At 70.0% G+C, this 7724-nt stretch carries 9 protein-coding genes; 1 reads left to right on the forward strand and 8 read right to left on the reverse strand.

Going from position 1 to position 7724, the window contains the following annotated elements:
* Positions 1–1004: dihydrolipoyl dehydrogenase (locus RI841_RS12375; protein WP_310705910.1), on the reverse strand; the 1004-nt coding region annotated here is incomplete at its 3' end.
* A gap of 126 nt (positions 1005–1130) precedes the next feature.
* Positions 1131–1748 (reverse strand): LysE family translocator, encoded by a 618-nt coding sequence (locus RI841_RS12380; RefSeq protein WP_310705911.1) that lies wholly within the window; start codon positions 1746–1748, stop codon positions 1131–1133.
* Between the two features lie 144 nt (positions 1749–1892).
* Between RI841_RS12380 and RI841_RS12385 the strand changes: the two genes are divergently transcribed.
* Positions 1893–2390: an Lrp/AsnC family transcriptional regulator gene (locus RI841_RS12385; RefSeq protein ID WP_310705912.1), complete on the forward strand. Its 498-nt coding sequence runs from the start codon at positions 1893–1895 to the stop codon at positions 2388–2390.
* Here RI841_RS12385 and RI841_RS12390 read toward each other — a convergent pair.
* From RI841_RS12390 to RI841_RS12415, 6 genes are all read right to left on the reverse strand, one after another.
* Positions 2387–2881, reverse strand: coding sequence for a hydrogenase maturation protease (locus RI841_RS12390; protein WP_310705913.1), 495 nt, complete (start codon positions 2879–2881; stop codon positions 2387–2389). The two genes, RI841_RS12385 and RI841_RS12390, sit on opposite strands and share 4 nt — an antisense overlap.
* A 37-nt stretch (positions 2882–2918) precedes the next feature.
* Positions 2919–4220: a Ni/Fe hydrogenase subunit alpha gene (locus RI841_RS12395; RefSeq protein WP_310705914.1), complete on the reverse strand. Its 1302-nt coding sequence runs from the start codon at positions 4218–4220 to the stop codon at positions 2919–2921.
* Positions 4217–5038, reverse strand: a complete 822-nt coding sequence (locus tag RI841_RS12400; protein ID WP_310705915.1) for a sulfhydrogenase subunit delta — start codon at positions 5036–5038, stop codon at positions 4217–4219. Before RI841_RS12400 ends, RI841_RS12395 begins: the two co-directional genes overlap by 4 nt.
* A 2-nt stretch (positions 5039–5040) precedes the next feature.
* Positions 5041–5874, reverse strand: coding sequence for an FAD/NAD(P)-binding protein (locus RI841_RS12405; RefSeq protein WP_310705916.1), 834 nt, complete (start codon positions 5872–5874; stop codon positions 5041–5043).
* Positions 5871–7088: a 4Fe-4S dicluster domain-containing protein gene (locus RI841_RS12410; protein ID WP_310705917.1), complete on the reverse strand. Its 1218-nt coding sequence runs from the start codon at positions 7086–7088 to the stop codon at positions 5871–5873. Before RI841_RS12410 ends, RI841_RS12405 begins: the two co-directional genes overlap by 4 nt.
* A 58-nt stretch (positions 7089–7146) precedes the next feature.
* The coding region (locus RI841_RS12415; RefSeq protein WP_310705918.1) for an AIR synthase-related protein at positions 7147–7724 on the reverse strand (578 nt) is incomplete at its 5' end.

Consider the following 7724-nt stretch of genomic DNA (forward strand, 5'->3'; position numbering starts at 1 on the left):
CCGGCGATCCGCCCCTCGGTATTGGCCACGTGCAGCAGCGGCAGCTCCTGGTTGGCATCGCCGGCGATGAAGATATGGCTGGGGCTGTCGTCGGCGTTGCGGCACTGCAGGGTGAAGCGGTTGTAGTGGGGCACGCCCTTGTCGTCGACGGCCAGGCCGGCCTTCTCCAGGTCGAGCCGGTCGACGTTGGGGCGCCGGCCGGTGGCCGCGAGCAGGTAATCGAAGCGCTCGGTGAGCTGTTTGCCGGTATCGCGCTCGAGGAAGGTGATCACCACGGCGTCGCCGTCGCGCTCGATACGCTCCACCTTGGCATCAGGGTCGACGTAGAATTCCTCGTTGAAGGTGCGGTCGGCGTAGTCCCTTACGGCCTCATCCTGGAAGGGACCCAGGGCGCCACCGACGCCGAAGACCCGCAGGCGCACGCCGAGCCGATGCAGCGCCTGGCCGAGCTCCAGGCCGATCACCCCCGGGCCGAACACGGCGACCGACTCGGGCAGGTCGTTCCACTCGAAGACATCGTCGTTGACCACCAGCCGGTCGCCGGCCGCTTCGAATAAGCTCGGCCAGGTGCCGCGCGAGCCGGTGGCGATGACGATGTTGCGCGCTGTCACGCGAGTATGGTCGCCGACGACCAGGGTGTGCGGGTCGTCGAAGCGCGCATGACCCTCGAGGCGGTTGGCCTCACCCAGGCGCGCCACGGTCTTCATCACGCGTCCCACGAAGCCGTCGCGCTCGCGCTGAACACGTTCCATGACGGCGCGTCCGTCCACCTCCACGGAGCCGACCCGAACGCCGAAGCCACCGGCATCACGGGCGTGGTGGGCGGATTCGGCGGCGGCGATCAACAGCTTCGAGGGCATGCAGCCGACCCGAGCACAGGTGGTGCCAAAGGCCCCGCCCTCGATCAGCAGCACGTTGTCGCTGTGCTTGCGGGCGGCGTGCCAGGCGCTCAGGCCGGCACTGCCGGCGCCGATGATGGCGATATCGACCTCACGTTCCTGCATCGGGCTCTCCTCTCATTGGACATTGGCGGGCACGTCGGTGTGCATGGCTCCACTATGGCACAGGGTAGGGATGGGGCGCCGGGATACAACGGTGGTGTCTTGACGCAGGACAAGGCCGCCGGCCCCTCAGGCGGCCAGACGCAGGGCGAAGCCGATCATGAGGGAGCCGAAGGTCCAGCGCTGGAGGCGCGCCCTCAGCGGGCTGCCGGCGAACCAGCGTTGCAGTGCGGCCCCCAGGGTGGCGTAGCCGACATCGAACAGCAGACCGATGCCCACCAGCAGGCCGCCCAGCAGGGCGAACTGCAGCAGTACGGGACCCTCGCCGGGACGCACGAATTGTGGAAGCAGCACCGAGCAGAACAGCAGTGACTTGGGGTTGAGCAGGTTGGTCAGCAGGCCACGGCGCAAGGCGCGGCGGTGACCGGCGGCGAGGAGGCCCATCCGGCCCGCGTCGATCTCCGCCGTGGCACCGGGCGAACGGAACAGCTGCAGGCCAATCCAGGCCAGGTAGCCCCCCCCCGCATAGCGCACCGCATCGAAGGTCCAGGGCGCAGTGGTGAACAACGTGGCCAGCCCCAGGGCCGCCAGGGCCACGTGCAGGCCGCGCGCCACGGCCAGTCCCGCCGCAGTCGCCAGCGCACGGGAGTGCCCCTGCTGGCTGCCGGTCTGCAGCACCAGAATCATGTCGGGGCCGGGCAGCAGGTAGATCGCCGCCAGGGCACCGATGAACAGCCACAGCTCCATGGTTCGCCTCCCTCCGTTGTAAAACATCCGCCTGGAACGCTGCCAGTCTAGCCCCCCGGGCGCCGGCAGGTCCTTGCGAAATCGGCCAGAAAGGCGACTACAGTTAGCATAAGATGCTAGTAAGAGAGGAAGAGGTGAAATTTCATGCCAATATATCGACTTGATGATATCGACCGCCGCATCCTGGCGGCGCTGCAGCGCGATGCCCGGCTGACCAACGTCCAGCTGGCCGAGGAGGTGAGCCTATCGCCCTCGCCCTGCCTGCGCCGGGTGCGCCAGCTGGAGGCGGCGGGGCTGATTCGCGGCTACCACGCCGAGCTGGACCGCGGTGGGGTGGGCCTCGGCCTCACCGTTTTCGTCGGCATCAAGGTGGAGCGCCACCACGAGGCTCAGGCCAACGCCTTCCGCGAGGCGGTCGTGGCGCTGCCGGAGGTGGTCTCCGCTCACCTGGTGTCGGGGGAGTCGGACTTCCTGCTGCAGGTGGTGGTCGCGGACCTGGCGGCCTATGAGCACTTCCTGACCGGAACCCTGCTGCGCCTGCCGGGCGTCAGCGACATCCGCAGCAACTTCGCGATCCAGACCGTCAAGGAGCACGGCCCGCTGCCATTGACACGGCTCGAGGACGAGGGCCGGGGCGTCTAGCCGGCGTCGAGCCAGCCAATGACTGCCTCGTGGAGTCGCCGGGCCTGGGCGGCGTCGAGCCGCGGCGGTGGCGCGTCGGGTGCGGCGCCCGCCGGCATCTCGATGCCGATGATCCGGATGCCCCCCCGGAAGAGCCCGAGGGCCTCGACCAGCGCCAGGGTGCCCGCCAGGTCGAGGCCATGGGAGGAGAGGGACGCGGCGGTTTCGGGGAGCTCCCCCGGCGCAAAGACCCTGAGGGTGCCGGGCGAGCCCTGGTCCCGCATGGCATCGACCAGCAGCAGGCGGTCGTCCGCCGTCACCGCATGGAGGAAGAGGTCGACGGGCTGGGCGAGGCAGTCGACGCTGACATCGTCGCGGTCGGCCAGCGCATCGCGCAGACTGTCGGCGGCGAGCCAGCCGAGCCGGTCCCCGCCATGGGGCGAGCCGAGCCCGAAGAGGTAGGCATGGCTCGCCGTCCGGTCGTCGATCCCGTCCGGCCGGGGAGCAGCCATGTCCTGCCCGGTTCCGCATGGCTCATTCCCGAATGGCTTATTCCCGTGTGGCATGGAAGTCCAGGAAGTGGGTCGCGCAGGAGATGCAGGGGTCGTAGTTACGGATCACCATCTCGCCGTGCAGCCGCAGGGCGTCGTCGTCGCGCTCCAGGCCGAACCGCGTGAGGCTGGTCACGAGGTCCTCCTCCATCCGCGCCTGGTTCTGGCTAGTTGGCGGGACGATCCGGGCCTCCACGACCCGGGCCTGCTCGTCGAGCGCGTAGCGATGCCAGAGGATGCCGCGGGGGGCCTCGGTGCACCCGACGCCGACGCCGGCCCGGGTCGGCACCTCGACACGGGGCTCGGCGGCGGGGTCATAATCCTCGGTGAGGCGCAGCGCCTCGGCCAGGGCCACATGCATCTCCACCGCCCGGGCCACGATGCTGTGGAACATGTTGCGACTGGGGAAGGCCATGCCGCAGTCGTCCAGCAGCTGCCTCAGGTCGGCGGGCAGCCGGTCGAGGTTGTTGTTGAGCCGGGCCAGCGGGCCGACCAGGTAGGGGTGGTCGTCGAGCTGGGCATGCAGGGCCGTCGAGTGGGGGACCTGGAACTCCCGGAAGCGCTGCTCGAAGTCGGCCGGGTCGAGCTCGAGCCCCTGGTCGGAGACGATCCGGCCCGCGGTGATGGGGTAGTCACTGGGATGGCGCAGCGACACCGAGACGAAGTCCTGGTCGTCCTCGGGGATGGGGAGTCCGGCCGTCCAGGCGATCAGGTCGCGGGTCTCCTCGAGGCCTTTCGCCAGCTGCTCTCGCAGGCGCTGCATGGTCACCGCATCGGGGGCATGGAAGAAGCCGCCCGGACAGATGCCGACCGGGTGCACCGAGCGGCCGCCGAAGGTGCGGATGATCTCGTTGCCGAGCCCCTGGAGCCGCAGGCCGCGGCGGACCTCGTCCGGATGGTCCTTGGCCATCGCCGGGGCACTGTCGTACCCCAGGAAGTCGGGGGCAGCCAGCAGGTGGATGTGCAGGCTGTGGCTCTGAAGCCACTCGCCGCAGTACATCACCCGGCGCATCGCCTCCACCCAGGGGCTCGGCGTGACGCCGAGGATCGACTCGATCGCCGCCACCGCGCTCATCTGGTAGGCCACCGGGCAGATGCCGCAGATGCGGGCCACACTGTCGATCACGTCCTGGGTGCTACGCCCCTCGAGCAGCTTCTCGAACAGACGGGGCGGCTCGAAGATGCGCAGCTTCAGCGCCTCGATGCGGCCGGCCGCGATGCGGATGTCCAGGGCGCCCTCACCCTCGACCCGCGCCAGGATGGGCACATGGATCTCGCCGGTTCGCGTGGTGTGACTCATTCCTGTTCCTCCTCGCGGCCCTGACGCTGGATGACCCGTGCCTGCCAGTCCAGGCCCGCGTCCCGGAACGGCTCGGCATGGCCGTTGATGAACAGCAGGCGCCGGGCGACCTCGTCGGCCGGCATGCCGGTATCTGCCAGGTGGGTGGCCAGTGCCGAGACGTTGGCCTGGACGGCGGGCCCGTAGCAGGCGTAGCAGTCGCGCTGCCAACGCGGGCAGATCGCCCCGCAGCCGGTGCTGGTGACCGGGCCCATGCATGGCCTGCCCTGGGAGACCATGACGCACACCGCCTGCTGGCGCTTGCACTCCATGCACACCGCGCTGTGGTCGACCCGGGGCAGGTGGCCAGCCAGCATCGCCTTGGTGGCGCCGAGCACCTGTTCGCCGCTGACGGGACAGCCCCAGAGCTCCAGGTCGACCTTGACGGTCTCGGCGATGGGGGTCGAGTCGGCGAGCAGGTCGATATGCTTGGGCTGGGCATAGACCCCGGACACCCACTCGTCGGCGTCATGGAGGTTGCGCAGTGCCTGGATGCCGCCGGCGGTGGCGCAGGCGCCGATGGTGACCAGGTAGCGACTGCGCTGCCGGATGCCGCGCAGGCGCGCGGCGTCCTGGGAGGTGGCCACGCTGCCCTCGACGAAGGCGATGTCGACCTCGGCCTCCTCGTCGATGGGGCCGGCCTCGGCGAAATGCAGGATGTCGACCGTCTCGGCCAGGGCCAGCAGGGGCTCGCCCAGGTTGAGGAAGGCCAGCTGGCAGCCGTCGCAGGAGCTGAACTTGTGCACGGCGATGCGCGCGCGGCGGGTCTCGATGGTCATGGTCAGACTCCCCTGTGTGACAGGTAGGGCGCCAGTTCCCGGCAGGTGAAGACCGGACCGTCACGGCACACGAACTTGGGGCCCAGCTGGCAGCGGCCGCAGGAGCCGATGGCGCAGTGCATGTTGCGTTCCATGCTGAGCCAGATCCGTTCTTCCGGCACCTGGCGCTGTCGCATCGCCTTGATCACCGCGCGCATCATGCCCTCCGGTCCGCAGATGAAGACCGAGCAGCGCGCCGGGTCGAAGTCGATGCGGTCGAAGAACTGGGTCACCGGGCCGACATGCCAGGGCCAGAGGGTGTCGCCGGTATCGGCGGTCAGGTAGACCTCGACGTCCGGGTGCTGTCGCCAGGCGTCGTAGCGCTCGCGCCAGATCAGGTCGTTGGAGTGCTTGACCCCCTGGATGATGTGCAGTCGGCCATAGCGCCCCCGACGGTGCAGGACGTACTCGATCAGCGAGACGGACGGGGCGCAGCCGAGCCCCCCGGTGACGATCACCAGGTCGGTGCCCTCGGCCTCCTCCGTGGGCCAGCCGCGGCCGTAGGGACCGCGCAGGCCGAGGCGGTCGCCGACCCTCAACTGCCCGAGGTTGCGGGTGACCGAGCCGACCTTGCGGATGGTGTGGTCGATCATCTCCCGCTCGTCGGGGTCGGAGACGATGGAGATCGGCACCTCGCCCATGCCCGGCAGGTAGAGCATGTTGAACTGGCCCATCGAGAAGCGATAGGCGGCCTGCACCTCGGGGTCGGTGAAGCGCAGCTGCAGGCTGAACATGTCCGGGGTCTCGTCCTTGCAGCCGACGACCTCGGCCTCGAAGGGCACCAGCGGGCCGGTCATGGCGTGTCCTCCCCATCGGTGGGTCGAGCGGGGGACGCGTTCCCGGACGCCTTGGCGGGCGCCGCATTCGTCGCCAGGGCGGATGCGTCGTCGGGCGCTCCGGGCGGCACCTCATCGGGCGCTTTGGAGAGCGCGGCCAGTTCCTCGATCACATCGATGCCCACCGGGCACCAGGCGATGCAGCGGCCGCAGCCCACGCAGCCGCTGCGGCCGTACTGCTCCACCCAGGTGCCGAACTTGTGGGTCAGCCACTGGCGATAGCGCTGGGGCCGCTCGGCGCGGATGACGGTGCCGTGGATGTAGCTGTGGTCGGGGTCGAAGCAGCTGCCCCACTGCCGGCCGTGCTCGGACGTCTTCCCGTCCAGCGAGAGCTCGTCGACGTGGGTCTGGCAGAAGCAGGTGGGGCAGACCGCTGTGCAGTTGCCGCAGGTCAGGCAGCGGTCGTTCAGGCTCTGCCAGTGCGGGTGTTCGACGGCGGCCTGCAGCATGTCCGGCAGCGAGCCCTCGGGCAGCCGGCGCGTCTGCTGGCGGGTGGCTCGCTCGATGCCGGCCTCCATCTGCTCGAGCTGGTCATGGGTGGCCGGGGTTGTCTCCAGGGCGTCGAGGATCGCCTGGCCCTCCTGAGTGTGGGCCTCCACCACGAAGCCGTCGTCGAGCTCGGAGAGGGCCAGGTCGTAGCCGTGCTGGACCCGGGGGCCGTCCCCGGTGGCGGTGCAGAAGCAGGTGGCGGCGGAGCGCATGCAGTTGACGGCGACCAGGAAGAGGTTCCGGCGCCGCTCCCGGTAGTGCGGGTCGGGGCGGGCGTCGTTCAGGAAGTGGCGGTCATGGATCGACAGCGCCGCGAGGTCGCAGGCGCGCACACCGATGACCGCCGTCGGCTGGGCCTCGGGGGGCTGCTCGCGGAAGACCAGCCGGCCGTCGGGCTGCCGCTCGCTCCGCCACAGCGTCTCGCGGGGCGCGAAGGTCAGCGGCTTGATCGCCTGGGGGCCCGTGGCCCAGTCGAAGAAGCGCCCGCTGTCGGAGTGCTCGAGCCGGTAGTGGCCGGGCGCCTGGTCGTCGGTGATCCCCTCGGGAAGCTGCTCCACCCGCGAGAGGGGCTCGAAGAGGATGGCGTGATCGCGCACCCGGGGGCCGATGACGTCATAGCCCGCCTCCACCAGGCGGTCGAGGAGGGTCTGGAAGCGGTCCCTTGCCAGGAAGTGCCGTACCTTCATGGTGCCATGTCCCGTGCAATCGTCGTCAGGGTGACCGGCGCGCCGGCGCCGGCCTGTTTCAGCAGATGCGGGGCAGGGGGTCGTCCTCGAGCTCCTGCAGCAGGCGCTCGCCGCCCCACGCGTTGACCAGCAGCAGCCGGTCGTGATCCGGATCGACCGTGCCGATTCGCTGCGCCCCTCGTCCCTCTGGCAAGGTTTGCCAGCGTCGCAGGGCGTCATCGGCCTGGTCCTCGGCCACGATGGCGACCACCCGCCCCTCGCAGGCGATATAGAGCGGGTCGTAGCCCAGCATGTCGCAGGCGCTGCGGACGCTGCCGCGGATCGGCAGCCGCTCCTCCTCGAGGGTCACCCCCTGGCCTGTGGCGTGGATGACCTCGTGGAGCACGGTCGCCAGGCCGCCGCGGGTCGGGTCGCGCATGAAGCGCAGACCGGACATTCCCAGCAGTGCCCGGGTCAGGGGCAGCACGCTGGCGCTGTCGGAGGCCAGCGTGCCGCTCAGGCCGAACTCTTCGCGGGCCAACATCACGGCAATGCCATGGTCCCCTACCGGTCCGCTGACCAGCACCGCATCGCCGGGGCGAATCCCGTCGGTGCCGAGAGTCAGCCCGCGCGGGCGCAGGCCGATCCCCGAGACCC

Source organism: Halomonas sp. (genome assembly GCF_031581305.1).
In the GTDB taxonomy this organism is placed as follows: Bacteria; Pseudomonadota; Gammaproteobacteria; order Pseudomonadales; family Halomonadaceae; genus Halomonas.